Origin of the sequence: Pseudomonas sp. URMO17WK12:I6, assembly GCF_003253625.1 — a bacterium.
Classification (GTDB): Bacteria; Pseudomonadota; Gammaproteobacteria; order Pseudomonadales; family Pseudomonadaceae; genus Aquipseudomonas.
Map to the genome: position 1 here is coordinate 151,697 of NZ_QKYZ01000007.1, position 25,326 is coordinate 177,022.

The window sequence follows — 25,326 nt, forward strand, 5'->3', positions numbered from 1 at the left end:
TACGAGGACCTCTGTAGGAATTGCCGAAGGCTACGATCTTTTTTCACTGTTCCCGTGAAGCGATGATGCAGGCAAGATGAAGGTCTGCAAGCCAGAACACAGGAAGCTGATCGTGACCGAAGCGTTTATTGTCGTTCAAACCGCCGAGCAAGCCGTTGATCGGCTTGCTGTCTTGCACGAGCGTGCAACCACAGCGCTGAATCAAGCGCTCAAGCGTTATCTCAAGGATCGCGTCGAGCCGGACGCTGAACAGCGTGCCCTGTTTCGTTATCCCGAGTTGCGTCTGACCTACCTCTGCCAGGGCGAAGTCCCACAGACCACTCGCGCCTATGCCAAGGTTCAATTGCCGGGGACCTACAGCGTCACCGTCACTCATCCAGCAGCCTTTCGCAAATACCTGCTGGAGCAACTCGTTCCGTTGATGCACGACTTCACCGTGACCGTGGAAGTCGGCGTCAGCCAGCAAAACATTCCTTATCCGTATGTGGTCGAGCAGGGCGATGAGCTGGCCGGCTCTGGCGTTACGGCGGCGGTACTGGCGCGGGTGTTCCCGAGTACGGATCTGTCGGCCGCCACCGATGGCATCGCCGACGGCTTGTACGATTGGGAAAACACCGACCCGCTGCCATTGGCCCTGTTCGATGCCGCGCGGGTGGACTTCTCCCTGCGCCGACTGGTGCACTACACCGGCAGCGACTGGCGGCATGTGCAGCCGTGGATTCTGCTGACCAACTACCACCGTTACGTCGACCAGTTCATCGTTCATGGCCTGGAACAACTGCGCAAAGACCCGCGTTTTGTACGCATGGTGTTGCCGGGCAACGTGATCATCGAAAAGGGCATGGACCACGGCGAAGCCTCGGCGATTGCCGCGGGCGTGGTCTGGCATCGTTACCAGATGCCGGCCTATCACCTGATCGCCAGCGATGGCCATGGCGTGACCCTGGTGAACATCGGCGTCGGCCCGTCCAACGCCAAGAACATCACCGACCATTTGGCCGTGCTGCGTCCGCATTGCTGGCTGATGATCGGCCACTGCGGCGGCTTGCGTCAGTCGCAGACCATTGGCGATTACGTGCTGGCACACGCTTACATGCGTCGCGACGGGATTCTCGACCGGGTGGTGCCACCGAACATTCCGATTCCGGCCTTGGCCGAAGTGCAGTTGGCGTTGCAGCAAGCGGCGGCCAACATCACCGGTGAGAAGGGCGACGAACTGAAGAAACGCCTGCGTACCGGCACCGTGTTGACCTACGACGACCGTAACTGGGAACTGCGCTGGGCGCAGGAACGTCCGCTGATCAACCTGTCCCGCGCCGTGGCGGTGGACATGGAAAGCGGCACGATTGCGGCCCAGGGTTATCGCTTGCGGGTGCCCTATGGCACGTTGCTCTGTGTGTCGGATAAACCGCTGCACAGCGAAATCAAACTGCCGGGGTCGGCCAACGCGTTCTATGAGCGCGCGGTCAGCCAGCATTTGAAAATCGGCATCGAGGCGGTGGATCTGTTGCGCACCGAGCTCAACTCGCTGCACTCACGCAAACTGCGCAGCTTCGACGAGCCGCCGTTCCGCTGATTGTTCTCATGGTCATTTGACGGTTGGGGCACTAGCATTAGCAGCCCTGACCGTTAGATGTTCTTCTCGCCATGTCCCGTCCTCAACGTCCCGTTTCCCGCCGCCCTGGCGTGAAGCCTGTGTCATCTTCTTCCGCCCCGCGCCGTATCGCCAAAGCGCCCCCGGCCGAGCCGAAGCTGATTCTGTTCAACAAACCTTTCGATGTGCTGACGCAATTCAGCGACGGCGAAGGGCGGGCGACGCTCAAGGACTTTATCGAGATTCCGGGGATTTACCCGGCAGGACGGCTGGACCGCGACAGCGAAGGCTTGTTGCTGCTGACCAACGACGGCCAGCTGCAGGCGCGGATTGCCGACCCGAAACACAAACTGGCCAAGACTTACTGGGTGCAAGTGGAAGGCGAGCCAACCGCTGAGCAGTTGCAGCGTTTGCGCGAGGGCGTCGAGCTGAACGATGGTATGACCTTGCCCGCCGAGGCGCGGCAGCTTGATGAGCCTGAGCTGTGGCCGCGCAACCCGCCTGTGCGTTTTCGCAAAAGCGTGCCCACCAGTTGGCTGGAGTTGGTAATTCGCGAGGGGCGCAACCGTCAGGTGCGGCGCATGACCGCGGCGGTCGGCTTGCCGACGTTGCGCCTGGTGCGGGTCAAAATCGGTGACTGGTCGATCGAAGGGCTCGATCAGGGACAGTGGAAGGAAGTGCCGGCGCGTTTATAGCGTGCCGGATTCGATCAGGCCGATGACCACGCTTTTGATCACGAATGCGGCCACACCCAACCCCAGCACAAAGAACAGAATGAACGAGCCGAAGCGTCCGGCTTTGGATTTTTTTGCCAGATCCCAGACGATGAAACCCATGAAAATGATCAGGATGCTGACCAGGCCAGTCATCATCCACTCTTCGAAAACTGCAGGATCCATTGAACATCTCCAGCGCGGGCGGGGCTAAAAAGGCGGGAGGAGTATACGCCAAGGGGGATTGGCGGGGTATTGACCTGCGTCGGATTGTGGCGAGGGGGCTTGCCCCCGTTGGGTTGCGAAGCAGCCCCAAAGCCAGCCCATGAGTTTTACCTGACACACCGCGTTCTTTGATTTTACGACCGCTGCGCGGCCGAACGGGGCGGTGCGGCGTTCCGACAAGCCCCCTCGCCACAATCAGCTGCGCAGGTGGGTTAGAGGCAGTTCAGTGCTGTTAAGCACCTGGTTCAACACGAAACTCGACCGTACACTCGTCACCCCTTCAATCCGGGTCAGATGCCCCAGCAGCAGCTTCTGATAGTGATCCATGTCCGGCACCACCACCTTGAGCTGATAATCCGCGTCCATCCCGGTCACCAGGCTGCATTCCAGCACTTGCGGTAATGTGCGAATGGCGGCTTCGAAGTTCTCGAAACGCTCGGGTGTATGGCGGTCCATGCCGATCAGCACGTAGGCGGTCAGGCTCAGGCCGAGCATCTTGCGGTCCAGCAAGGCGACCTGGCGGGAGATGTAGCCGTCGTCTTCCAGTTGCTTGACCCGTCGCGAGCAAGGCGAAGGCGACAGGCCGATGCGTTCGGCCAGCTCCTGATTGGAGATGCGCGCGTCGCGCTGTAATTCCGCCAAAATACTCAGGTCGTATCGGTCGAGTTTGCTCATCAATCAGGCCTTTGTCATAACTATTGCGGCAGATTATCTATCCTGAGTTAAAAATTGCGCAAGTGATGTTTATTTGAGCAATCTTCGCAATCCTCTGTCGGTGCTCCGGGCCTATTCTTATCACCAGAATCACTGCTCGGACAAACAGTCCAGTGCGGCTCGCCCAATCAGGCCAGCTGCGGTCGCCACCCCCACCGGGGATGCGTCGGCCCCCGAGCTACACACTGTCCAGAAGACGGCGTGAGGTGAGCCGACGTCATAAGCGTCGAGCACGGACGAAGTTCTCAAAGGGAGGCCGACGGGTCTCCCTTTTTTCTTGCCCGCAATTCGGCATGCCCTTAATAAAAAGCCGCTCAATAAAAAAGTTACGTGACTGATAACCTGTTGCAGAACCGGCCTGCGCTTTCCCAGTCTTACGTACAGGCCCTAACCCGCCGTGAGGAAAAGCATGAAATCGCGCATCTGGCGTTTAGCCAGTGTTGGTTTGCTGTGTGTAAGTGTCACTGCACAATCGCTTGCCGATGAACCGCAGAACCGTGGCCCCGATGGCGGGCAGCGTGGGCCTGATCATCGGGGCAATGAACAGGGCCAGGGCCATGGCAGCAGCAATCAGCCACGCCCGCAGAACACCGAAATCATTCGTGGCGACAACAGCCGCCAATTCGAACGCCACGACCAGAATCAGGGCGGCCAGTGGCAGAACCGGGCGCCGCACGACTCCAGCGTTCAGGGCGGCCAGTGGCAGAACCGTACGCCGCACGACTCCAGCGTTCAGGGTGGCCAGTGGCAGAACCGTCCGCTACACGATCCAAACGTTCAGGAGCGAGCGCCGCAACAACCGAGTAATAATCTGCCAATCCAGAGTCGGCCCGATACCGTGCGCCAGACCCAGGAACCGCGGCGTGGCTACTATCAGGACGAACCGTGGCGTAACAATCACAACCAGCCATGGCAGACCGGGGGGCGGGAGCCGCGTCACGATGACCGTCGCTGGCCCGGTCGTCCGGAGGGGCACGGCACAGGCTGGGGCCCCGGCCCGCAGTATCGTCCTGGGTACGTGATCGACCGCTTCCCGGAGGAGCGTCACTTCCGCGTGCCGTATCGTGGCCAGGATTACTTCTATTCCGGTGGCTACTGGTATCGCCCGCAAGGCCCGCGTTATGTGGTGGTTCAGCCGCCTCGCGGGATTCGCGTCAGCTACTTGCCCGATTACGCCCGTGAAGTGTGGATCGGCGGCACGCTGTTGTTCCTGGCGGCCGGCGCATATTACGCCTATCAGGAGAGCACTCAGGATTACGTCGTGGTCGACCCTCCTGTGCAGCCGCCACCGGTGAGCAATGGTTATGACGTGGTGGCGTACCCAGCCAACGGCCAGTCGCCGGAGGAAGTCAGCCGGGACGCTTATGAATGTTATCGCTGGGCCGTGCAACAGAGCGGTTTCGATCCACGTACTGCCACCTACCGACCGGATCCGTCGGTGGTGCAAGTTTACCGACAGGCCCAGGGCAACTGCCTGAGCAGTCGCGGTTATCAGGTGAGTTACTGAGCCCTGGCGGCCTTCACCACTTCCTGCGGGTCGGCGTGCACCAGCACTTCGGCTCGCGGGTAGACGGCATGAATCGCATCGGCGGCTTGATCGCTGATGCCGTGGGCGACTGACAGGGTCAAGTCCCCCGGCAATTCCAGATGCAGTTGCACGAACCACTGGTTGCCGGAAATCCGCGTGCGCAAGTCGTGGGCACCCAGAACGCCGGGTACGCTGCAGGCCAGTTCGAGCATGTGCTGGCTGACATCGGTCGGCAATTCTTCATCCATCAGCACTGCAAAACTATCCCGGGCGATTTGAATCGCGCTCCAGAGGATGTAAGCAGCGATCCCCAGGCCGAACCACGGGTCGACTTGCTGCCAGCCAAACCCTGCCAGCACCAGCGCTACGAGAATGCCGCCGTTGAGCAGCAGGTCCGAACGGTAATGCAAGGAGTCGGCGCTCACCGCGTTGGAGCCGGTAGCCTTGATTACCCGGTGCTGCAACATCAGCAGGGCCACGGTCAGGACGAGGGAGAACACAATCACCCCGATACTGAGCCACGCTGCGCCTATCGGTTCCGGATGTTTCAACCGTTCGATCGCCTGCAGGGAAATCAGCACGGCACTGCCACCAATGAACAGCGCCTGAGCCATGCCCGCCAGTGATTCGGCCTTGCCGTGCCCATATCGATGATCATCGTCGGCCGGGCGCAAGGCGTAATGCACGGCCATCAGGTTGAGCAGCGAGCTAATGCCGTCGAGGGCGGAGTCGGTCAACCCGGCGAGCATGCTCACCGAGCCGCTCAGCCACCAGGCGATGGCTTTGGCGATGATCAATATGCACGCGACCGCCACCGAGGCGCGCGTCGCCAGCCGCAGCAGGCGGGCGTGGTCGGTAGGGGTCGTCATCAGTGCTGTGGTTCCTTCAAATGCACGAATTATGCAGCCGGTTGCAGGCCGAACATAGCCAGTTGCTGGGCGCTGCCCTTGTGCTGGATCAGACGCGGATCGTCCAGCGGGAAGCTGCGGCCCAGTTCACTTTCGAGAATAGTCTGCAACTTGTGGTTATCGACCTTGCCGTCGGCGCCGATGGCTTCCTTGAGTTTTTCCGGCGCCACCTGGGCGGTCCGGCCGGGCTCGAAGTAAATGGCACCCGTGGTGAAGTCCACTGCAAAGGCGATCAGGCCGGGGATGATATAGAACAGCAGGCCCACTGCATCCAGCGCGGCAATGGCCGGGTCAATCTTGCCGTCAATCTGGCCGCGGCGATCGGGGTAGAAAATCGAACCGCAGGCGGTCATTTGGGTCAGCAAGGACGCGATCAATACACCGCCGATCAAGCGAAAGGGAGCACGCATTTGAAATCTCCTGGGTTATCTGGAAACGAAGCATCGTCGATATGAATTAGGACCGCGCTGAACGCCGTTATACTCGGCCCTCTGTTTGGGAGCCAGCATGATTTCTTTGCCAATTGATGAAGTTTTACCCGCCCTGCGTGAAGCCCTCGCTACGCGCCACGAAGCCGTGCTCGAAGCACCGCCCGGTGCTGGTAAAACCACCCGGGTGCCGTTGGCCTTGCTCGATGAGCCGTGGCTGGCCGGGCAGACCATTCTAATGCTCGAACCGCGCCGGTTGGCAGCGCGGGCGGCGGCGGAGCGCTTGGCCAGTGAATTGGGCGAGAAGGTCGGCGAAACCGTGGGTTATCGCATTCGTCTTGACAGCAAGGTCGGCCCCAATACCCGCATCGAAGTGGTCACCGAAGGCATCCTCACCCGGCGCCTGCAGGATGACCCGGCGCTGGAAGGCGTGGGCTTACTGATTTTCGATGAATTCCACGAGCGCAGCCTCGATGCCGACCTGGCGCTGGCCCTGAGCCTGAATGGCCGGGAGCTGTTCCGCGACGATCAACCGCTGAAAATCCTCTTGATGTCGGCAACCCTGGAAGGCGAACGCCTGGCCGGGTTGCTGGATGACGCGCCAATCCTGCGCAGCGAAGGTCGCATGTACCCGGTGGCGATGCGCTGGGGCCGGCCGTTTCAGCCCGGTGAGTTCATCGAGCCAAAGGTGGTGCAGACCATCCTCGACGCGCTGAACGATGAAACCGGCAGCCTGCTGGTGTTCCTGCCGGGGCAGGCGGAAATTCGGCGGGTGCATCAACAATTGGCCGATGCCTTGGGCGAGGGCACGCCGGTGTTGCTGTGCCCGTTGCACGGCGAACTGGACCTGGCGGCGCAGCGGGCGGCGATTGACCCGGCGCCTGCGGGCAAGCGCAAAGTGGTGCTGGCCACCAACATCGCCGAAACCAGCCTGACCATCAATGGCGTGCGCGTGGTGATCGATGCCGGGTTGGCGCGCGTGCCGCGTTTCGACCCCGGCAGCGGCATGACTCGCCTGGATACCCAACGGATCTCCAAAGCCAGTGCAACGCAGCGTGCAGGTCGGGCCGGGCGTTTGGAGCCCGGCGTGTGTTATCGCTTGTGGTCGCAGGACCAGCACGAGCAACTGGCGGCTTACGCCAGTGCGGAAATACTCTCGGCGGACCTTGCCGGGCTGGCCTTGCAACTCGGTCGTTGGGGCGTGACGCCGGGGCAGTTGGTTTGGCTCGATGTGCCTCCGGCAGCGGCTTATGCACAGGCCCAGGATCTGCTTGAGCGTTTGGGTGCGCTGGAGGGAGAAGCGCTGACCCGTCATGGTCAGGCCATGGCCGAACTGCCGGCCCATCCACGGATCGCCCATTTGCTGTTGCGTGGCCAGGCGCTCGGTCTGGCCGACATGGCCTGTGATGTCGCGGCACTGCTTGGTGAGCGCGATATCTTGCGTGGTGCTGGCGCGGACCTGCACAGCCGACTGGTGCTGTTATCCGGTGAAGAGCGGGCCGCTCGCGGTGCGCAGGGCGGTGTTCAACGGGCCCGGCAACTGGCGCGACAGTATCGCGGTTATTTGCGCGGCAAAGCGTCGGAGCCGGTCAGCGATCCCGAACATCCGCGTTGGCTCGGTGCGCTGCTGGCATTGGCTTATCCCGATCGGGTCGCCCAACAGCGGCGGGCCGGTGGCGCGGAGTATCGCCTGGCCAACGGTCGTGCGGCGCTATTTGCCGAGGCGGACAGCCTGATGAAGCAACCGTGGCTGGTGATCGCCGATCTGGGCAGTCGTCAGGGCCAGCGTGAAGAACGGATTTATCTGGCGACGGATTTTGATCCGGCGCTGTTCGACTCCGTGCTGGCCGAACAGGTGCGGTGCGTCGATCAACTGGATTGGGATGAGCGCGAAGGTGTGCTGCGGGCCGAGCGTCAGCGCAAGGTCGGCGAGTTGATCCTCAGCCGCGAACCGCTGACCGGGCTCGATGAAAGTGCTCGCAGTCAGGCGCTAGTGAACCTGGTGCGGCGCAAGGGGCTGGAGTTGTTGCCGTGGACCCCGGAGCTGCGTCAGTGGCAGGCGCGGGTGGCGTTGTTGCGGCAGTTGGATCTCGCGGGTAAAGGCGAGAGCGAATGGCCGGATGTCAGCGACGCAACATTGCTCAAAAGCCTCGAACACTGGCTGATGCCCTATCTGGGGAAAGTCTCGCGGCTCAGTCACTTCGCCAATCTGGACCTGTCGAGCATCGTTCACAACCTGCTGCCGTGGCCGTTGCCGCAACGGCTGGATGAGCTGGCGCCGCATCATTTGAGCGTGCCGTCGGGCTCATCGATTCGTCTGGATTACAGTGAACAGCCACCGATTCTGGCGGTGCGGTTGCAGGAGTTGTTCGGCTTGGCCGAGACTCCGCGGATTGCCGGCGGCCGGCAAGTGGTGAAACTGCATCTGTTGTCCCCGGCGCGGCGGCCAGTGCAGGTGACGCAGGACCTGGCGAACTTCTGGCGCAGCACCTATGCCGAGGTGAAGAAGGATTTGAAGGGGCGGTATCCGAAGCACTACTGGCCGGATGATCCGCTGGTGGCCGAGGCGACGGCGCGGGTTAAGCCTCGTAAGTAGGGCACGGATTTTTGTGGCGAGGGAGCTTGCTCCCGTTGGGCTGCAAAGCAGCCCCAAATTCTGTCACATCATTTTTCAGGTGCGTGGCGTCAATCGGTTTACGACTGCTGCGCAGTCGAGCGGGAGCAAGCTCCCTCGCCACAGGTGTTTTATGGCGCGGCCGGCAACAGAAACCGCGCAATCACCGGCAAATGATCGGAAATGCGCAACGTATCGTCCTGCCGCACCCGCGCTTCGACCCGTTTGATGCGCGGGCTGTAAAACAGGTAGTCGACGGTCCGGTCCGGCCCGTTCAAGCCGGGATCATTCGGGTAATGGGTCAACCATTGTGCCCGGTCGATACCGCTGGCTTCGTTGTTGGTGGGGATCATCGGGTATTTGTCCCACAGCACATGCAGCGCGCTGTCGGCAGAGTAGGGCGTGCGTTGCTCGGCGGGCAGGCGTTGATACTGGCCCAGCGGCAACAGGTTGAAATCTCCACCGATCAACCACGGCGTGCCTTGGCTTTCGAACTTGTCGAGCACCTTGGCCACGGCGGTCACCTGGGATTGCAAGGTATCGTCGAGCTGGCTGGTGCGGTCCAGATGGGTGTTGAGCACGGCCATCTGGCCACCGTCGTTCAATGCCAGGTACGTGACCAGCAAGGCGTCTTTCGGCTTGAACTGACGGCTGATGACATTGGCCGGCGCGACCGGCAATTGCAGGCGTTCGGCGTGTTCGATTCGGTAGCGGCTCAGGGTCGCCAATTGCCGGCCAACGCTGCCGAAAATATGCGGTTCAGGTACGAAGTCGGCTTTCCAGTCGAAGGCCTGAGTGGTGCACGGATACAGGTCGGTGACCCGATCCTGAAGTAATTTGAACTGGTTCTGGTAGTCGCTGGCCTTGGCGCCTTCATCGAGTTCCTGCAACAGCACGATGTCCGGTTGCTCGTCGCGAATCACCCGCGCCACTTCGTCGAGGCTGAAGGCCATGTCTTCAGGTGTAGGGGATTCGTCGTCTCCTGCGGCCAGGTCGTTCCAGAACACGTAGCGCTTGCCGGCCAGATACTGGACGTTCCAGGTCATCACCTTCAGCGCCTGGCCGGGCACCAGCGTCGGCGCCTGGGCGTTGCAACTGACCGGCAGCGCTTCCTTGGCGTCGGGGCGCCAGGTCAGGCTGTAGATCAGCATTGCAATCAGGCTGATGGCGATCAGCAGGCCCAGCAGGGTGTAGCGCAGTAGACGGGGCATAGCTCGGCTTATCGCGTTACAAGATTGACCCCGAGCATAACCGAGAGCAGCGCCAAAGCCCAAGGGTAGAGCGGTCAGAGCCGCTCATCAGATTTCTCGGGCGCATCGGCGATCAGCATGAACAAACGGAACAGCACCACGCTGGTGAACAGCTGCAGGAAGCTGTGGGCGCTGTCGATCAGCAGGGAGATCACCGGGTTCTGCGGGTCAGGGTAAACCGCCAGCGTCGCTCCCTTGAGCACCCACAGCGGGCCCATCACGCACAGAATGCACACCAGAATGCGTATGAAATGCCCGCGGGTCAGGCGCAGGCTTTCCTTCATCGCCGCCAGCGGTGCCAGGCCGCGCAGCACCAACAGGTACTCGCCGAACGCCAGCGTCACCATCAGCCAGATGCCCGGCAGGAAATACAGCGACAGGCCGATCAGGATCAGCAGGGTATTAAGGGCGGTCAGCACGGCGAAGCGCGGCCACAGGGTCGCCGCGGCTGCCAACAGGTCGCGGGTACGCGGCGATTCGCCTCGGCTGCGGGCATCGAGAAACAGGATCAGCGCGGCGGTGTACAGCGGATACACCAGCAAGCCGACAATCACACTGATGCCGGCGAAACTGTCCGGCCCGGTGGAGCGGTCGACCACTTGTTGCAGCAGCGCCTCGACAATCACCAGCGGCAGGCATAGCTGCACGATCTGGCTCAGATTGCGCTTGAAGAAATACAGAGAGTCACGCAGTACATCGAACGAATTCATCAGTCGGTATCGCAGGTTGAAAGCAGTGCCTCACTTTAACCGATCAACCCCTTCGGGGCACAAACGTAAACGTTCGGTAAAGGTCATTGAAACATCCTGTATCAGCCCCATTACTGGTGAGCACCTTATCCACTGTGGGTGAGGGCACTGATATTCCCGGCAATCTACGAGGTCGCCATGAACAGCGAAGAACAAACCCTGATCGATGGACTGTTTTCCCGGCTGCAACAGGCCGAAACGGACTCAGCCCCGCGCGACGCCCAGGCCGAGGCGCGGATCAAGGAACACCTGACTCGCCAACCAGCGGCGGGCTATTTCATGACCCAGGCGATTCTGGTGCAAGAGGCAGCCATCAAGAGCCTCGACGAACAGAACAAGCAACTCACCCAGCAAGTGCAGCAATTGCAGGCCGAACTGCAACAGGCCAAGGCCCAGACAGCGGCGCCGGCGCCAAGCGGCGGCTTTTTGTCGAGCATTTTCGGCGGAGCTTCCCGTGATCCGCAGCCTGCGCCGACTCAAAGCGCAGCCCCCTCGAATGGCGGCTGGCGTGAACCAGGACGGCCGTCGTTCAACTCGCAGCCGCAGCAAAACTTCGGTGCACCGCCTGCTCAGCAGAATTTCGGAGCGCCACCTCAGCAGAATTACGCACCGCAACAGCCTGTCGGCAGCGGTTTCCTCGGCGGTGCGTTGAAAACGGCAGCAGGTGTGGCCGGTGGCGTGATGCTGGCGCAAGGCATCAGCAGCCTGTTCCATCACAATCAGCAGCCGGAAGTGGTTGAAGTCATCAAGGAAGAACCGGCCAAGGTCAACGATCAGAGCGATAGCAGCGGTTGGGGCAATGATCAGCGCGTAGCTGACAACTCCAGCGATCAGGGCGGTTTCACCGACGCGGATTACGATGATGACAGTTCATCGTTCTTCGGCGGCGATGACGACGACTCCTTCATCTGACCTGCCATTCGTCCGGAGCGCCATGGCGCTCCGGGCCGATTATTCGCGGAACAATCCTTCTGGCTGGCATACTGGGCGACTTTTCGGGCCTGGAGCCTGATCCAGCCCGCGCGCCTGTGCGCCACGACCCCGCGCGCCAACGCGCTGAGAGGATGTACGGTGAAAAAAATCGCAGTGTTCGCCGATGTCCAGAACCTCTACTACACCGTGCGCCAGGCCTATGGTTGCCACTTCAACTATGCCGCCTTGTGGGCTGACGTCAGCAAGCAGGGGCAGATTGTCGAGGCCTACGCCTATGCGATCGATCGTGGCGACAGCAAACAGCAGCAGTTCCAGCAGATCCTGCGCAACCTCGGCTTCGTCGTGAAGCTCAAGCCCTACATCCAGCGCAGCGACGGTTCGGCCAAAGGCGACTGGGACGTGGGCATCACCCTCGACATCATGGACGCCGCCGACCATGTTGACGAAGTGGTGCTGGCCTCTGGCGACGGTGATTTCGACATGCTGCTGGAGCGCATCATCGCCAAGCACGGTGTGCAGGCGGTGGCCTACGGCGTGCCGGGCCTGACGGCCAACTCGCTGATCCGCGCCGCCAGTCGTTACGTACCGATCGAAGGCGCGTTGCTGCTCAAGAATTGATTTTTACGGAGTTGAAACAGGTTTGGAACGCATAGCAGTCATCGACTTTGAAACCACCGGGATCTCCCCGAGCAGCAGCTGCCGGGCCACGGAAATTGCCGTGGTGATTCTTGAACAGGGGCGCATCGTCGAGCGTTACCAAAGCCTGATGAATGCCGGCGTGCGGGTGCCGGCGTTCATCGAACAACTGACCGGCATCAGCAACGCCATGCTGCGCACTGCGCCTTCGGCCGAGCAGGTGATGAACGAGGTCAACGAATTCGTCGGCATCACGCCGCTGCTGGCGCACAACGCTGCGTTCGACCAGAAGTTCTGGGACTACGAGCTTGGGCGAATCAAACGTACACGCCTGCAGAACTTTGCCTGCTCGCTGTTACTCGCCCGCCGCCTGATGCCCGCCGCGCCGAACCACAAACTCGGCACCCTCACTACCTTCGCCAGTCTGCCCAATACCGGCAAGGCTCACCGGGCCATGGCCGATGCGGAAATGGCCGCCAACCTGACGGCGCATCTGGCGCAAGAGCTGCGGCAAAAGCATGGATTGCGCGAGTTGTCCCATGATCTGTTGTGCAGCCTGCAGAAAGTACCGGCGGCGAAGATCAATGAGCATTTGAAGCGGTATCGCGGGTTCTGACAGAAGCACCCTGGAGAACTATTTGCCATTCCCCTCCAGTTGACCCAACGGCACGCGCTTTTCGATGGCACTCGACAACACAATCGAGGTCTTGCTGAACCCGAACGTGGCGATCCGGTTGATCAACTCTTCCAGCTCCGGCATCGAGCCCACCGCCGCTTGCATGATCACGCACGGGTCGCCGGTGACGCGATGGCATTCGGTGAGCTGTGGGATTTTGATCAGTTCGTCGTAGGTTTTCTGATTACCGTGCTGGTTCAGGCGCAGCTCGATGACGCACTGGATCGGCAGGCCGATTTTGGACAGGTCGACTGTCGCCTGGTAACCGGTGATCACCCCGCAAGCCTCAAGTTTGGCGACGCGTTCGGCCACCGCCGGAGCGGACAGGTTCACCTGGCGCGCCAGATCGGCGTAGGACGCACGACCGTTTTCCAACAGGGCGCTGAGGAGCATGCGGTCGTATTTGTCCATCGTGGCCTACCTGAAAAATGACTGACTTTCGAAAGCACGGTTTATAGCGTCGAACTCCGTGTTTTGAAAAGTGTACCGGCGCTATAAACAGGTTTTGTAGCTTATTTTCCGCTGTTGGCCTTTCTAGAATAGCGGCTCTCCTTGTCTTGTTCATCGAGCTGCCCATGTCTGGTCTACGCCGTTTTTCCTTACCGCTGATCGCTGCTTTTTTCGCGTTGTACGTGATTTGGGGGTCGACTTATCTGGTGATTCGCATCGGCGTGCAGTACTGGCCGCCGTTGCTGCTCGCCGGTATCCGCTTCGTGCTCGCCGGGACGTTGATGTACGCGTACCTGCGCTGGCGCGGGGCGCCGGCGCCGACCTGGGCGCAGTGGAAAGCGGCGGGGATCATCGGGATTTTGCTGCTGACATGCGGTAACGGTGCGGTGAGCGTCGCCGAACACACGGGCGTGGCCTCTGGCGTGGCCGCGTTGGCGGTGGCGACGGTGCCGCTGTTTACCTTGCTGTGCGGATATTTCTGGGGCGCGCGTAATACCCGTCTCGAATGGGCCGGGATTGTGCTCGGGCTGATCGGCATTGCCATGCTCAACCTCGGTTCCAACCTGCAGTCGAGCCCGTTGGGCGCGGCGTTGCTGGTGTTCGCGGCGGCGTCCTGGGCCTTCGGTTCGGTGTGGAGCAAACATTTGCCGTTGCCTCAGGGCGCGATGGCCAGTGCTGTGGAGATGCTGGTGGGTGGCGTGGTGTTGCTGATCGGCAGTGCGGTGAGTGGTGAGCGTCTGGAAAGTCTGCCGCCGATCGAAGGTTGGGCGGCGCTGGCGTACCTGACCCTCTTCGGTTCGATCATCGCCTTCAACGCCTACATGTACCTGTTGAAACACGTGCGGCCGGCAGCGGCCACCAGCTATGCCTACGTCAACCCGGCGGTGGCGGTGTTGCTGGGGATCGTGTTTGTCGGCGAGACCATCGGTATCGAAGAAACGCTGGCGATGGCGGTGATCATCAGTGCGGTGGTGTTGATCGGGTTGCCACAGTGGCGCCGTGGCACAGATCGGCCTGCCCCTGCCGTAGCGGTGCCGACAGAATCCCGCGCGAATTAGGGTAAACTGCGCGCCATTGCACACTTGTTTCGCACAATCGCGCTGATTTTTCCTACGGTATTCCCATGACTTTCGCCACCCTTGGCCTGATCGAACCCTTGCTGCGCGCCCTCGAGACGCTTGGCTACCAGACCCCGACGCCGGTTCAGGCGCAAGCGATTCCGGCGGTGCTGGCCGGTCGCGACCTGATGGCCGCGGCCCAGACCGGCACCGGCAAAACCGCCGGTTTCGCCTTGCCGCTGCTGCAATTGCTGGCCATGGAAGGGCCGAAAGTCAGCGCCAACTCCGTGCGCGCGCTGATTCTGGTGCCGACCCGCGAACTGGCCGAACAGGTTCACGAAGCCGTGCGCCAGTATGCCGAGAACCTGCCGTTGAGCACCTACGCGGTGTACGGCGGCGTCAGCATCAACCCGCAAATGATGAAACTGCGCAAAGGCGTCGACCTGTTGGTGGCGACCCCGGGCCGTTTGCTCGACCTGTTCCGTCAGAACGCGCTCAAGTTCAACCAGCTGCAAACCCTGGTGCTGGACGAAGCCGATCGCATGCTCGATCTGGGCTTTTCCGAGGAGCTGGGGAATATCTATAAAGCCCTGCCTTCGAGACGTCAGACGCTGCTGTTCTCCGCGACCTTCTCCGATGCGATCCGCATGCTGGCCGGGCAAATGCTCAACGACCCGCTGAGCATCGAAGTCAGCCCGCGCAACGTGGCCGCCAACACCGTCAAGCAATGGGTGGTGACGGTGGACAAAAAGCGCAAGCCGGAGCTGTTCATTCACTTGATGCGCAAGGGCAAGTGGAAGCAGGTGCTGGTGTTCGCCAAGACCCGTAACGGCGTCGACGCGTTGGTGGAAAAGCTCCAGGGCCTGGGCGTCAATGCCGACGGCATCCACGGCGACAAACCCCAGGCAACTCGCCAGCGGGCGCTGGATCGCTTCAAGGCCAGCGAAGTGCAGATCCTCGTGGCCACCGACGTGGCTGCCCGAGGCCTGGATATCGAAGATTTGCCATTGGTGGTCAACTTCGACCTGCCGATCGTGGCCGAGGACTACATCCACCGCATCGGTCGTACCGGCCGTGCGGGCGCAACCGGGCAGGCTATTTCGCTGGTCTGCGCTGATGAAGTGAATCAACTGTCGGCCATCGAGATGTTGACCCGTCAGACGTTGACTCGCCAGACAGAGCCGGACTTCGAGCCCGAGCACCGCGTGCCGGATACCGATGCCAGCGGTCAGGTGATCAAGAAGCCGAAAAAACCGAAGAAGCCCAAAACCTCCGGTGGCGGCAAGCGCAACCTGGGTAAATGGGTCGAGAGCGGTGAGGCGTCGGCGCCGGAGCCTTCGATCAAGCCGGTGCGTAAAGTGCCGGTGTTCAATACCGGGCCGCGTAAGCGTAAGCCTTGATCCTCTGAAGATCGTTCCCACGCAGTGTGGGAACGATCAGTGTCGGTGCTTCAACCACTCCACCATCCCCAACCCCGCCGCTCGCCCACTGGCGAAACACGCGGTCAGTAGATAGCCGCCGGTCGGCGCTTCCCAATCGAGCATTTCCCCTGCGCAGAACACACCGGGTAGTTGCTTGAGCATCAAACGTTCATCCATCGCCTCGAACATCACGCCACCGGCACTGCTGATGGCTTCGTCCAATGGCCGGGTTTTCACCAGCGTCAGCGGCAATGCCTTGATTGCTTTGGCCAGCAGGGCCGGATTGGCAAAACAGTCAGCCGGTGTCAATTCCCGCAACAATGCTGCTTTCACGCCATCTAGCCCAAGCTGACTGTGCAGGTGTTTGGCCATGGAGCGTGAGCCGCGCGGTTTGCTCAGCGCCGCCTGGATTTTATCCACAGGCTTGCCCGGCAACAGATCGAGGTGAACGGTTGCCGAGCCATGTTGATTGATCGCTTCGCGGATCGCTGCCGACAGGGCGTAGATCAAACTGCCCTCAATTCCCGTGGCAGTGATCACACACTCGCCGAGTCGCGGCACGTCGTCATTGAGACCGATGGCGATGTTTTTCAGCGGGCTGCCGGCGAATTTGCTGACCATCAATTCGCTCCAGGCCTGCACCTCGAAGCCGCAATTGCTCGGTTGCAATGGCGCCAGCCCTACACCGCGCTGTTCCAGCGGCAGCATCCAGGCACCGTCCGAGCCGAGACGCGACCAGCTTCCGCCGCCGAGTGCCAGCAGGCTCGCATCCGCGTGAACGGTTTTTTCGCCTTCGGGGCTGTCGATTAGCAAATCACCGTTGTTATCCCAACCGAGCCAGCGATGGCGGGTGTGGATAACTACGCCCGCATCGCGCAGGCGTTTGAGCCAGGCACGCAACAGGGGCGCGGCTTTCATGTCGGTGGGAAACACCCGGCCGGAGCTGCCGACAAAAGTTTCGATGCCCAGGTCATGAATCCATTGGCACAAGGCTTCGGCGCCGAACGAGCGTAACAGCGGGGCGATCTGCGGCGCCCGTTCGGCATAGCGTGAGAGAAATGCCGGGTAGGCCTCGGAGTGGGTGATGTTCATGCCGCCGACCCCGGCGAGCAGGAATTTTCGCCCCACTGAAGGCATGCCGTCGTACAGGTCGACCTTGATCCCGGCCTGGCTCAACACTTCAGCCGCCATCAAGCCGGCGGGGCCGCCGCCGATGATGGCGACGTGAGGGGGGAGGGAAGTGGAGGGCTGGGTCATGGCGAGAGCTGCGGCGTGGCGGAATAAGCCGCGCATTCTACCAGCCCTGCTCCCTGTGGGAGGATTCGAGGGCTGGTTAAAAAACAACCACCGCTCTGTAACCTATACCCCGCATGGGCTGCAGGCCCTTTCACTCAGGTTATCCACAGGCGGTTCCACAGGCATTGTGGGTAAAGACTCACACATCAATGACAACCTGATGACTGCCACACCCGTTGGGCGCTGTGATGGAGGATGCCATGACGGCGCGCCAGAGCCTTGCGATCCTTGCTGTAGCCGCCGCCGATCACGCCGACCATCGGAATATCCCGGCCCAGGCAATGGCGCATCACGCTTTCATCACGAGCGGCGACGCCTTCGTCGGTCAGCTTCAGATAACCCAGGGCGTCATCCTTGTGCACATCGACACCGGCGTCGTACAGCACCAGATCCGGTTGATAGAGCGGCAGCAAATAGTTGAGCGCATCGTCCACCACCTTCAGGTAATCGGCGTCGCCCATGCCCATCGGCAACGGGATGTCCCAGTCGCTTTCGGCTTTGCGTGCAGGAAAATTCTTTTCGCAGTGTAGGGAAACGGTCACCGCTTCCGGGGTGTTGTGCAGGATTCGTGCAGTTCCGTCGCCCTGATGCACATCGCAATCGAAGATCAACACCCGATTCACCCGGCCACTTTCCAGCAGGTAATGGCTGATCACCGCCAGGTCATTGAAGATGCAGAACCCGGCAGGGTGATCGTAATGCGCGTGGTGCGTGCCGCCGGCCAGGTGACAAGCCAAGCCATGTTCCAGCGCCTGTTCGGCCGCCAGCAGCGAACCGCCGACCGCCCGCACGGTGCGCCGGGCCAGTGCTTCGCTCCAGGGCAGGCCGAGGCGCCGCTGGTCTTCGCGGGACAACTCGCCACCCATGTAGCGTTCGATGTACGCAGGGTCATGAGCGAGGGCGAGAATATCCGCCGGGCACAGGTCCGGGCGCAGCAGATCGGCGTCGCGGGTCAGGCCACTGTCCACCAGGTGATCGCGCAGCAGGCGAAACTTGTCCATGGGGAAGCGGTGATCCGCCGGGAACTCGGGGCTGTAGTCTTCGTGGTAGATCAGGGGCAGGGGCATGGCTGATTTATCGGGGAAGCATGTAGGAATGAGTGAACGATCCTACCAGCGATGTAGACTTGCGGCATGGAAACCGAGGGGAGGGGCACGATGGAGCCGATACTGGAACTCGAAAGCGCACGACTGTCATTACGGCAGTGGCGCGATGAGGATTTGCCGGCGTTTGCGGCGATGTGCGCCGATCCACAGGTGATGCGTTATTTTCCGGCGCCCTTGAGTCGGCTGGAAAGTGCCTCGCTGATCGGGCGGGTTCGCGGGCATTTTGCCGAGTATGGCTTCGGCCTCTGGGCACTGGAGCGCAAGGACACCGGAGCGTTCATCGGGTTTACCGGGCTGAGTGTGGTCGGCTTTGACGCACCGTTCACGCCAGCCATCGAAATCGGCTGGCGCCTGGCGCGCGAGCACTGGGGCCTGGGTTATGCCAGCGAGGCGGCATGGACCGCTCTGCGCTGTGGGTTTGATCGCTTGGCGCTGCAAGAGGTCGTGGCGTTCACCACCGAAACCAACCTGCCTTCGCAAAAAGTCATGCAGGCGATCGGCATGCACCATGCCCCCGCCGATGACTTCGAGCACCCGCGGCTTGCAGAGGATCATCCGCTGCGCCCGCACGTGTTGTATCGCATCACCCGTGAGCAATGGCTGCAAACCTTGCATGGATAAGCAGGCACGGACGTTTACAATGGCCCTCATGTTGAGCCGGGCCATAAACTGAATCGACCGCCGCAGCCAAGACTGCGCGGCATTATTGCTCTGTGTGAGGAGAGTCTGAATGAGCCAAGTGTTGGAAGATCTGGTAGACCTGCTGACCCTGGAACCGATTGAAGAAAACCTGTTCCGTGGCCGCAGCCAGGACCTGGGTTTCCGTCAGTTGTTCGGCGGCCAGGTGCTCGGCCAGTCCCTGTCGGCGGCCAGTCAGACAGTCGAAGAGACGCGTCATGTGCACTCGATGCACGGTTACTTCCTGCGTCCGGGCGATGCGAAGTTGCCGGTGGTGTATCAGGTTGATCGGGTGCGCGATGGCGGCAGTTTCAGCACGCGCCGGGTGACGGCGATCCAGAAGGGCAACCCGATTTTCACCTGCAGCGCCTCGTTCCAGTACGACGAAGAGGGCTTCCAGCATCAGAGCCAAATGCCGCAAGTGGTCGGCCCGGAGAGCCTGCCGTCGGAGCTGGAACTCACTCAGCAGCGCGCACACCTGATCCCGGAGCACATGCGCGAAAAACTGCTGTGCCCGAAACCGATCGAATTCCGGCCGGTGACCGAAAAAGACCCCTACAACCCGCAGCCTGCCGATCCGGTCAAATACGTCTGGTTCCGCGCCGATGGTGCGTTGGCTGACACTCCAGCGCTGCACAAATACCTGCTGGCCTATGCGTCGGACTTCGGCCTGTTGACCACCTCGATGCTGCCCCACGGCAAATCGGTCTGGCAGAAAGACATGCAGGTTGCCAGCCTTGATCATGCGTTGTGGTTCCACGCCGACCTGCGCGCCGATGACTGGTTGCTGTACGCCATGGACAGCCCGTGGGCCGGTAACTCGCGTGGATTCTCCCGTGGCAGCGTGTTCAACCGTGCCGGGCAACTGGTGGCCTCGGTCACTCAGGAAGGCCTGATTCGTCATCGCAAGGACTGGATATGAGCCTGGCCGAAGTGCGGCACTGGGTGTTCGACATGGACGGCACCCTGACCGTGGCCGTGCATGACTTCGCGGCGATTCGCGTGGCATTGGCGATTCCTGCAGAACACGACATCCTCACTCACCTCGCTGGGCTGCCGGCCGAAGAAGCGGCGGCCAAACATGCGTGGCTGCTGGAGCATGAGCGGGATCTGGCGCGGGGTTCGAAACCGGCGCCGGGTGCGGTGGAACTGGTGCGTGAGTTGGCCGGGCGTGGCTATCGCCTGGGCATTCTCACGCGCAATGCCCGTGAGCTGGCCCATGTCACGCTGGAGGCGATTGGCCTGGCCGATTGCTTTGCGGTGGAGGATGTATTGGGCCGGGATGAAGCGCCGCCCAAACCGCATCCCGGTGGTTTACTGAAACTGGCCGAGGCCTGGAAGGTGCCGGCGAGTGAAATGGTGATGGTCGGTGATTACCGCTTCGACCTGGATTGCGGCCGGGCGGCGGGGACGCGGACGGTGTTGGTGAACCTGCCGGATAATCCGTGGCCGGAATTGACCGATTGGCATGCGCGCGATTGCGTGGAGTTGCGGCAGCTGCTTTCGGCTTGAGAGATTGGGCGTCCGATCAGACGCCCCAAAACTCACTGCCCGAACAACGCCTTCTGCCCCTCGGGCGAGGTAAACATCCCGTCCCCATTGTGCCCGACGCCGGGCACTTCGATCAGCTGCTGACTCAACCCTTGAGGATGGCGCCGTTTCAGATAATTGAAATAATTGCGCCCGCGAATCAAACGAGAAGCGCCCTGGGCTTTGGCTTCGCAACTTTTATCCAGTGCCGGGTGATTCGGGTCGATGTCCTGCTGCCCGAGTAGATAAACGATGTCGCGTTTGACGTAGTTTTCTTCCAGCTGCGCAGGCGTTTGCCCATTGGCATAGGCGGGCAAGTCCGCCAGCCCATACTTCCAGCGATTGAAGTTCGGACACCCCGCGTGACTGAACGCCACTGGCCGTTGCTCATTGAAATAGGCATACGACGAAGGATTGGCGATCACATAACGCACCTTCACCCCCGCTGTGTCGAGGGCTGGCTGAGGGTGGCTCAACATGGCGTAACGCTGAACTACCTGAGCGCCGCCCGAGTGACCGGCAATGACAATTTGCTTCACGTCCGGAAACTGTCGCCGATCACCCAGGCGAGCGATGATTTCGTCGAGCGCCGCGTAGGAGCTCAGCGTAAACGGCGCGGTGGATAACCCGCCGGCCATCCAGTCATTGCCGTGCCAGCGTAAAACGCTGTCAGGCACCGGGTGGCTCGCGATGTCGGTTTCATTGAGAAACTGTGGGGCGAGCACCAGGGTGTTATCGCTTTGCCCGGCTTGCTGGGCCGCGTGCTCGGCGCTCTGGCGGTAGGTTTCAGCGTTGCGCAAACGACCATGAATGATGATCAGCACTCGTTCGATATTCTTCGCCGGTGTCGGGCCGATGCCCACCGCGATTTCGCCGGCGCTCAACAGCAGGCGCCCGGAACTGATCTCCTTGACCCCCTGCTCGGCAGCCTGGGCGCTTGTGCAGGTGATCAACAGAGCTAACAACCACTTGTGCATTACAGATTCTTCGCGGCAAAGGTATCGCACTGGCCAACCTGGCCTTGTGCAAATCCGGCTTTGAACCAGCGCACCCTTTGCGCTGACGTACCATGAGTGAACGAGTCCGGTACCACGCGGCCCTGACCTTGCTGCTGCAAGCGGTCATCGCCGATGGCGTTGGCGGCGTTCAAGGCTTCTTCGATGTCACCGGGTTCCAGCCAGTTCAGGCGCTTCTGCGCAATGTTGGCCCAGACCCCGGCCAGGCAATCAGCCTGCAGTTCCTGACGCACCAGCAAACCACCGTCGCCCTCCATTTGCCGGCCCTGCTGCCGAGCGGTCTGAATCTTCGCCGAAACGCCGAGCAAGGTCTGCACGTGGTGTCCGACTTCGTGAGCGATCACGTAGGCCTGGGCGAAATCACCTGCGGCGGAAAAACGCTGGGACATTTCCTGGAAGAAACTCATGTCCAGGTAGACCTTCTGGTCTGCCGGGCAATAGAACGGACCAGTCGCCGATGTCGCCAATCCGCACGCCGAGTTCACCTGATTGCTGAACAGCACCAGGGTCGGGTCTTTATATTGCCGACCGGCCTGCTGGAAAATCTGGCCCCAGGTGTCTTCGGTGTCGCCGAGGATCGAGCGCACGAATTCGGCGTTTTCATCATTGGCCGGCGGTGCCTTGCGGGTGTGGGTGGTGGCCGGAGCCGATTGCTCGCTCATTTGCCCGGTCAATTGACCGAGGATCTGCATCGGGTCCTGGCCGGTGATCCAGCCGATCCCGACGATCAACAGGATCGCCGTCAGGCTCAGGCCCTTGCCCCCGCCGAAGCGCATCCCGCCACCCCCACCGCCGACATCATCGCCACGGGCATCGACCACGTTGTCGCTGCGTCGGCCTTTTTTCCATAGCATGGGGGTGAGTCCTCGTTTGAATATGGTGATGAGTGTTGCTGGTCAGAGAGAGCGGCGCCAGTCCGGTCGTCTGTCTTTTACTGCGCACGGAACATTTCAGACTTGTATTGAACACGGATAGCCCAGCGAATTCCTTCAGGGCGACAGGTTTTTACCGAGTGGGCGAATGCTTGTCTCGAGAATCACTGATCAAACTCACTCTATATCGGCGATATGCCGGGCAGCGATGTAGCCGAAGGTCAGCGCCGGGCCGAGATTGATACCGCCGGCTGGATAGTGCCCGCCCATGATGCTGGCCATGTCGCCGCCCGCTGCATACAACCCGGCGATGGCCTGCCCCGACTCGCCAAGAACCTGGGCATGTTCATTGACCTTGAGCCCGGCGAAGGTGCCAAAGCAGCCAGGCTGGACCTTCACGGCGTAGAACGGGCCTTGTTCAATCGGCGCGACGCACGGGTTGGGTTGCTGCAACGCATCGCCCTGTTTGCGGTTGTAGGGCGTCGAGCCACGACCGAACAACGGATCTTCGCCGTTGCGCGCACACCGGTTGTATTCATCCACCGTGCTGCGCAATCCGTTTGGGTCGATGCCGCAGGCCAGGGCCAATTCCTCGACAGTGTTGCCGGTTTTCAGATAACCGCTGCGGATAAAGGATGACAGCGGCACCGGAAACGGCCGAGAAATTCCCAGGCCATAACGCCGTTGAAAACCATGAGTGCAGATCAGCCAGGAGGCGACTTCTTCGCCCAGCGGTGCGGCGGCGACCATGGCCGTCACGTAGTCGTAGTAGCCGTCGGCTTCGTTGACGAAGCGCCGGCCGTTGCTCAGCACACCGATGATCCCCGGTTTGCCGCGTTCGATGATGTGCGGGAAGTGGCCGATGCTGCCGTCACTGTGCGGCACTTGCGAAACCGGCGCCCAGGCCACGGGCGATGCCATGTCGGTGTTGACCCGCGCACCGGCGCTTTCGCCCAATCGCAAACCATCACCGGCGACGCCGAGAGGCGGCAGCGCCAGGTGTTCGTTGCCGGTCGGTGTGCGGGGGAACAGCGCCTTGCGCCGCTCGATATCATTGGCGAAACCTCCGGTCGCGAGCACCACGGCCTTGCGTGCATGGATGCGGATATTGCCTTTGGCGGTACTGACGATCGCGCCTTGCACCTGATCGCCTTCGCGAAGCAACTCGGTCACCGGTGCCGATTCCCAGAGCAAGACGCCCAGGTCTTCGGCGGACTTTGCCAACCGCGCAACCAGCGCCACGCCGTTGACCAGTTGCATCGCCCGACCATGAACAACGAGGTCGAACAAGTGCCGAGTGAAGCGCCGGGCCACGTGCCATGCAGCGGGCAAAGAGTGAGTCAGGTTGAGAAATGCGCTCAGGTCCGTTCCCGCCATGATCGGCATGCCCATGAACGAAGTTTCCCGCATGGTTTTGCGAAGGCGCTTGAGTAGCTTGCCGACTTTTCGCCCGTCATAAGGCGCAGCGATCACCGACCGTCCACCGGTGCCGGCACCCGGTGTGTCGCCATGAATGTCGGCGATGGCGTTGCCATCGGCGAATTGCAGGGCAGTGTGTTGCTCGAAGAACGCGACCATTCGCGGGCCAGCCTCAAGGAACGCGTCGATCATCGCCGGATCGTAACGCTCACCCAATTCGTGCTTCAGGTAAGTGCGCGGTTGCTCGACGTCTTCAACGATGCCGGCACGACGCGCCAGAGGATTGCACGGCACCCAGGCCCATCCGCCGGACCACGCCGTGGCGCCGCCGAACACCGGGTCTTTCTCGACCACGATCACTTTCAAGCCATGCCAGGCTGCGGTTACAGCTGCGGACAATCCGGCCGCACCGGAGCCGACGATCAGCACATCGCATTCGATGTCCGCAAGGAGGGGAGAGTCGGCAGGCATCGTTTAAAAGCTCCAGGTTGTTTTTGGAATTTGATTCCAGAAAATATAAAGGCTTGATTGATCCCGGCAACCATTCACTGCATAAAGAGGGCGGTTATCGGACAGCGGGTTCCAGATTTCGCATTACGTGGTTTGTCTTTTAGAATCGGCAAAATTTCGAGTGGAACCCCCCATGGCCGGCAGTCAGATCGAACGTGTTTTCAGCGTGCTGGAAAGCCTCACCAGTGACCCTCGCGGCCTGCCGATGCAGACGTTGGCGGAGCAACTGGACATCCCCAAAAGCGCGACCCACCGTCTGCTCGCCGAGCTGATTCGGCTGGGTTACGTGCGACAGAATCCGGAGAACCTGCGCTATCACCTGTCGACCAAACTGGTGGCGATGGGTTTCCGTTACCTGTCGAGCAGCGGCGCCGATATCGTGCAGCCGGTGCTCGATCGCCTGGCCGAGGAAACCGGTGAGCTGGTGCGCCTTGGCGTTATTGAAGGCGAGCGCCAGGTCTGGATCGCCAAGTCTCAGGGCGCTCGCTCGGGCCTGCGTTACGACCCGGACATGGGCCGTGATGCGCCCTTGTTCTATACCGCTTCGGGCCATGCATGGCTGGCGTGCATGAGCGATGCCGAAGCGTTGTCGCTGGTGGAGCGTCAGGGGAGCGAACGGCCGAAAGACCTGGGGCCTAACGCGCCGCGCTCCAACATTGAGTTACTGGAACGCCTGCGTCTGGCGCGAGAGCAGGGCTATGCCTGGGTCGAAGAGAGTTCGGCCGTGGGCACCTCGGCGATAGCGGCGGTGGTGCGTCACCCAAGCGATGGTCGAGTGATCGGTGTGCTGAGCATTGCCGGGCCAAGCGCGCGGATGCCGGGGGCACGGTTGCATGAACTGGCGCCGCTGTTGTTGAAGTTCACTGAAGAGCTGTCTGCCGCAAGCCTGGCTTCGGAGTTGTTCGTCTAATTCTGCCCGCACAAACCCATATGTGGGCTATGCGAATCTGTGCGTTGTTCGAACACAAGTTGCCGTTACTCCTGTAAGAATCTGGAACCAGG

General features: G+C 61.2%; 25 protein-coding genes. 13 read left to right on the forward strand and 12 right to left on the reverse strand.

Annotated elements, in window-relative coordinates:
• Nucleotides 1–76 precede the first annotated feature (76 nt).
• Nucleotides 77–1,576, forward strand: coding sequence for an AMP nucleosidase (gene amn, locus F475_RS14905; RefSeq protein WP_168206186.1), 1,500 nt, complete (start codon nt 77–79; stop codon nt 1,574–1,576).
• A 146-nt stretch (nt 1,577–1,722) separates the two neighbouring features.
• A complete protein-coding gene (locus tag F475_RS14910) occupies nt 1,723–2,289 on the forward strand; it encodes a pseudouridine synthase (protein WP_167331180.1) in 567 nt (188 codons plus the stop codon).
• On the opposite strand, the gene F475_RS14915 is transcribed toward F475_RS14910, so the two are convergent.
• Together F475_RS14915 and F475_RS14920 are read right to left on the reverse strand one after the other, a co-directional pair.
• The gene (locus tag F475_RS14915) at nt 2,284–2,493 is read right to left on the reverse strand and encodes a DUF2788 domain-containing protein (protein WP_007937369.1); all 210 of its coding nucleotides are present in this window, start codon (nt 2,491–2,493) and stop codon (nt 2,284–2,286) included. The two genes, F475_RS14910 and F475_RS14915, sit on opposite strands and share 6 nt — an antisense overlap.
• Nucleotides 2,494–2,727: 234 nt before the next feature.
• On the reverse strand, nt 2,728–3,207 hold the full coding sequence (locus tag F475_RS14920; protein WP_007937367.1) for an Lrp/AsnC family transcriptional regulator: 480 nt from the start codon (nt 3,205–3,207) through the stop codon (nt 2,728–2,730).
• A gap of 448 nt (nt 3,208–3,655) precedes the next feature.
• Here F475_RS14920 and F475_RS14925 point away from each other — a divergent pair, with 448 nt between their 5' ends.
• Nucleotides 3,656–4,753 carry a DUF6515 family protein gene (locus tag F475_RS14925; RefSeq protein ID WP_111454210.1) on the forward strand — a complete coding sequence of 366 codons (1,098 nt, stop codon included), beginning with the start codon at nt 3,656–3,658 and terminating at the stop codon, nt 4,751–4,753.
• Here the strand turns inward: F475_RS14925 and F475_RS14930 are convergent.
• Together F475_RS14930 and F475_RS14935 are read right to left on the reverse strand one after the other, a co-directional pair.
• Nucleotides 4,747–5,643 carry a cation diffusion facilitator family transporter gene (locus tag F475_RS14930; protein ID WP_111454211.1) on the reverse strand — a complete coding sequence of 299 codons (897 nt, stop codon included), beginning with the start codon at nt 5,641–5,643 and terminating at the stop codon, nt 4,747–4,749. The two genes, F475_RS14925 and F475_RS14930, sit on opposite strands and share 7 nt — an antisense overlap.
• Nucleotides 5,644–5,672: 29 nt before the next feature.
• Entirely contained in the window at nt 5,673–6,092 is a 420-nt protein-coding gene (locus tag F475_RS14935; RefSeq protein ID WP_018925778.1) for a hypothetical protein, read from the reverse strand.
• A 97-nt stretch (nt 6,093–6,189) separates the two neighbouring features.
• Here F475_RS14935 and hrpB point away from each other — a divergent pair, with 97 nt between their 5' ends.
• A complete protein-coding gene (gene hrpB / locus F475_RS14940) occupies nt 6,190–8,706 on the forward strand; it encodes an ATP-dependent helicase HrpB (protein ID WP_111454212.1) in 2,517 nt (838 codons plus the stop codon).
• 149 nt (nt 8,707–8,855) lie between these two features.
• On the opposite strand, the gene F475_RS14945 is transcribed toward hrpB, so the two are convergent.
• Together F475_RS14945 and F475_RS14950 are read right to left on the reverse strand one after the other, a co-directional pair.
• A complete protein-coding gene (locus tag F475_RS14945) occupies nt 8,856–9,935 on the reverse strand; it encodes an endonuclease/exonuclease/phosphatase family protein (protein WP_064620566.1) in 1,080 nt (359 codons plus the stop codon).
• A 74-nt stretch (nt 9,936–10,009) separates the two neighbouring features.
• Entirely contained in the window at nt 10,010–10,684 is a 675-nt protein-coding gene (locus tag F475_RS14950; RefSeq protein ID WP_019581325.1) for a YciC family protein, read from the reverse strand.
• A gap of 177 nt (nt 10,685–10,861) precedes the next feature.
• Here F475_RS14950 and F475_RS14955 point away from each other — a divergent pair, with 177 nt between their 5' ends.
• From F475_RS14955 to F475_RS14965, 3 genes are all read left to right on the forward strand, one after another.
• Nucleotides 10,862–11,635, forward strand: a complete 774-nt coding sequence (locus F475_RS14955; RefSeq protein ID WP_018925782.1) for a DUF2076 domain-containing protein — start codon at nt 10,862–10,864, stop codon at nt 11,633–11,635.
• Nucleotides 11,636–11,794: 159 nt separating this feature from the next.
• Entirely contained in the window at nt 11,795–12,274 is a 480-nt protein-coding gene (locus tag F475_RS14960; RefSeq protein ID WP_018925783.1) for an NYN domain-containing protein, read from the forward strand.
• Nucleotides 12,275–12,296: 22 nt separating this feature from the next.
• The gene (locus F475_RS14965) at nt 12,297–12,908 is read left to right on the forward strand and encodes a PolC-type DNA polymerase III (protein ID WP_018925784.1); all 612 of its coding nucleotides are present in this window, start codon (nt 12,297–12,299) and stop codon (nt 12,906–12,908) included.
• Between the two features lie 18 nt (nt 12,909–12,926).
• Here the strand turns inward: F475_RS14965 and F475_RS14970 are convergent, their stop codons facing one another.
• The gene (locus F475_RS14970) at nt 12,927–13,379 is read right to left on the reverse strand and encodes an Lrp/AsnC family transcriptional regulator (RefSeq protein WP_111454213.1); all 453 of its coding nucleotides are present in this window, start codon (nt 13,377–13,379) and stop codon (nt 12,927–12,929) included.
• A gap of 164 nt (nt 13,380–13,543) precedes the next feature.
• On the opposite strand from F475_RS14970, the gene yedA reads away from it, so the two are divergent.
• On the forward strand, nt 13,544–14,476 hold the full coding sequence (gene yedA, locus F475_RS14975) for a drug/metabolite exporter YedA (RefSeq protein WP_018925786.1): 933 nt from the start codon (nt 13,544–13,546) through the stop codon (nt 14,474–14,476).
• A 65-nt stretch (nt 14,477–14,541) separates the two neighbouring features.
• Nucleotides 14,542–15,876, forward strand: coding sequence for a DEAD/DEAH box helicase (locus F475_RS14980; RefSeq protein WP_111454214.1), 1,335 nt, complete (start codon nt 14,542–14,544; stop codon nt 15,874–15,876).
• 36 nt (nt 15,877–15,912) lie between these two features.
• Here F475_RS14980 and F475_RS14985 read toward each other — a convergent pair whose 3' ends face one another.
• Together F475_RS14985 and F475_RS14990 are read right to left on the reverse strand one after the other, a co-directional pair.
• On the reverse strand, nt 15,913–17,154 hold the full coding sequence (locus F475_RS14985; RefSeq protein WP_177431110.1) for a TIGR03862 family flavoprotein: 1,242 nt from the start codon (nt 17,152–17,154) through the stop codon (nt 15,913–15,915).
• A gap of 185 nt (nt 17,155–17,339) precedes the next feature.
• Nucleotides 17,340–18,260, reverse strand: a complete 921-nt coding sequence (locus F475_RS14990; protein ID WP_111454216.1) for a histone deacetylase — start codon at nt 18,258–18,260, stop codon at nt 17,340–17,342.
• Nucleotides 18,261–18,350: 90 nt separating this feature from the next.
• Between F475_RS14990 and F475_RS14995 the strand changes: the two genes are divergently transcribed.
• From F475_RS14995 to F475_RS15005, 3 genes are all read left to right on the forward strand, one after another.
• The gene (locus F475_RS14995) at nt 18,351–18,920 is read left to right on the forward strand and encodes a GNAT family N-acetyltransferase (protein ID WP_019581317.1); all 570 of its coding nucleotides are present in this window, start codon (nt 18,351–18,353) and stop codon (nt 18,918–18,920) included.
• 109 nt (nt 18,921–19,029) lie between these two features.
• A complete protein-coding gene (gene tesB, locus F475_RS15000) occupies nt 19,030–19,899 on the forward strand; it encodes an acyl-CoA thioesterase II (protein ID WP_111454217.1) in 870 nt (289 codons plus the stop codon).
• A complete protein-coding gene (locus F475_RS15005) occupies nt 19,896–20,489 on the forward strand; it encodes an HAD family hydrolase (protein ID WP_019650914.1) in 594 nt (197 codons plus the stop codon). Before tesB ends, F475_RS15005 begins: the two co-directional genes overlap by 4 nt.
• A gap of 32 nt (nt 20,490–20,521) precedes the next feature.
• Here F475_RS15005 and F475_RS15010 read toward each other — a convergent pair whose 3' ends face one another.
• From F475_RS15010 to F475_RS15020, 3 genes are all read right to left on the reverse strand, one after another.
• Nucleotides 20,522–21,484, reverse strand: a complete 963-nt coding sequence (locus tag F475_RS15010) for an alpha/beta fold hydrolase (protein WP_018925793.1) — start codon at nt 21,482–21,484, stop codon at nt 20,522–20,524.
• Nucleotides 21,484–22,377 carry a neutral zinc metallopeptidase gene (locus F475_RS15015; RefSeq protein WP_096479511.1) on the reverse strand — a complete coding sequence of 298 codons (894 nt, stop codon included), beginning with the start codon at nt 22,375–22,377 and terminating at the stop codon, nt 21,484–21,486. The genes F475_RS15010 and F475_RS15015 overlap by 1 nt, the downstream gene beginning before the upstream one ends.
• Nucleotides 22,378–22,572: 195 nt before the next feature.
• Nucleotides 22,573–24,285, reverse strand: a complete 1,713-nt coding sequence (locus F475_RS15020; RefSeq protein WP_111454218.1) for an FAD-dependent oxidoreductase — start codon at nt 24,283–24,285, stop codon at nt 22,573–22,575.
• A 172-nt stretch (nt 24,286–24,457) separates the two neighbouring features.
• On the opposite strand from F475_RS15020, the gene F475_RS15025 reads away from it, so the two are divergent.
• Entirely contained in the window at nt 24,458–25,234 is a 777-nt protein-coding gene (locus F475_RS15025; RefSeq protein WP_111454219.1) for an IclR family transcriptional regulator, read from the forward strand.
• The last annotated feature ends 92 nt before the right edge of the window (nt 25,235–25,326 follow it).

Coding starts and splice junctions, on each gene's coding strand:
- amn (WP_168206186.1), top strand. CDS start 77: ATGAAGGTCTGCAAGCCAGAACACAGGAAGCTGATCGTGACCGAAGCG.
- F475_RS14915 (WP_007937369.1), bottom strand. CDS start 2,493: ATGGATCCTGCAGTTTTCGAAGAGTGGATGATGACTGGCCTGGTCAGC.
- F475_RS14920 (WP_007937367.1), bottom strand. CDS start 3,207: ATGAGCAAACTCGACCGATACGACCTGAGTATTTTGGCGGAATTACAG.
- F475_RS14925 (WP_111454210.1), top strand. CDS start 3,656: ATGAAATCGCGCATCTGGCGTTTAGCCAGTGTTGGTTTGCTGTGTGTA.
- F475_RS14930 (WP_111454211.1), bottom strand. CDS start 5,643: ATGACGACCCCTACCGACCACGCCCGCCTGCTGCGGCTGGCGACGCGC.
- F475_RS14935 (WP_018925778.1), bottom strand. CDS start 6,092: ATGCGTGCTCCCTTTCGCTTGATCGGCGGTGTATTGATCGCGTCCTTG.
- hrpB (WP_111454212.1), top strand. CDS start 6,190: ATGATTTCTTTGCCAATTGATGAAGTTTTACCCGCCCTGCGTGAAGCC.
- F475_RS14945 (WP_064620566.1), bottom strand. CDS start 9,935: ATGCCCCGTCTACTGCGCTACACCCTGCTGGGCCTGCTGATCGCCATC.
- F475_RS14950 (WP_019581325.1), bottom strand. CDS start 10,684: ATGAATTCGTTCGATGTACTGCGTGACTCTCTGTATTTCTTCAAGCGC.
- F475_RS14955 (WP_018925782.1), top strand. CDS start 10,862: ATGAACAGCGAAGAACAAACCCTGATCGATGGACTGTTTTCCCGGCTG.
- F475_RS14970 (WP_111454213.1), bottom strand. CDS start 13,379: ATGGACAAATACGACCGCATGCTCCTCAGCGCCCTGTTGGAAAACGGT.
- yedA (WP_018925786.1), top strand. CDS start 13,544: ATGTCTGGTCTACGCCGTTTTTCCTTACCGCTGATCGCTGCTTTTTTC.
- F475_RS14980 (WP_111454214.1), top strand. CDS start 14,542: ATGACTTTCGCCACCCTTGGCCTGATCGAACCCTTGCTGCGCGCCCTC.
- F475_RS14985 (WP_177431110.1), bottom strand. CDS start 17,154: ATGACCCAGCCCTCCACTTCCCTCCCCCCTCACGTCGCCATCATCGGC.
- F475_RS14990 (WP_111454216.1), bottom strand. CDS start 18,260: ATGCCCCTGCCCCTGATCTACCACGAAGACTACAGCCCCGAGTTCCCG.
- F475_RS14995 (WP_019581317.1), top strand. CDS start 18,351: ATGGAGCCGATACTGGAACTCGAAAGCGCACGACTGTCATTACGGCAG.
- tesB (WP_111454217.1), top strand. CDS start 19,030: ATGAGCCAAGTGTTGGAAGATCTGGTAGACCTGCTGACCCTGGAACCG.
- F475_RS15005 (WP_019650914.1), top strand. CDS start 19,896: ATGAGCCTGGCCGAAGTGCGGCACTGGGTGTTCGACATGGACGGCACC.
- F475_RS15010 (WP_018925793.1), bottom strand. CDS start 21,484: ATGCACAAGTGGTTGTTAGCTCTGTTGATCACCTGCACAAGCGCCCAG.
- F475_RS15015 (WP_096479511.1), bottom strand. CDS start 22,377: ATGCTATGGAAAAAAGGCCGACGCAGCGACAACGTGGTCGATGCCCGT.
- F475_RS15020 (WP_111454218.1), bottom strand. CDS start 24,285: ATGCCTGCCGACTCTCCCCTCCTTGCGGACATCGAATGCGATGTGCTG.
- F475_RS15025 (WP_111454219.1), top strand. CDS start 24,458: ATGGCCGGCAGTCAGATCGAACGTGTTTTCAGCGTGCTGGAAAGCCTC.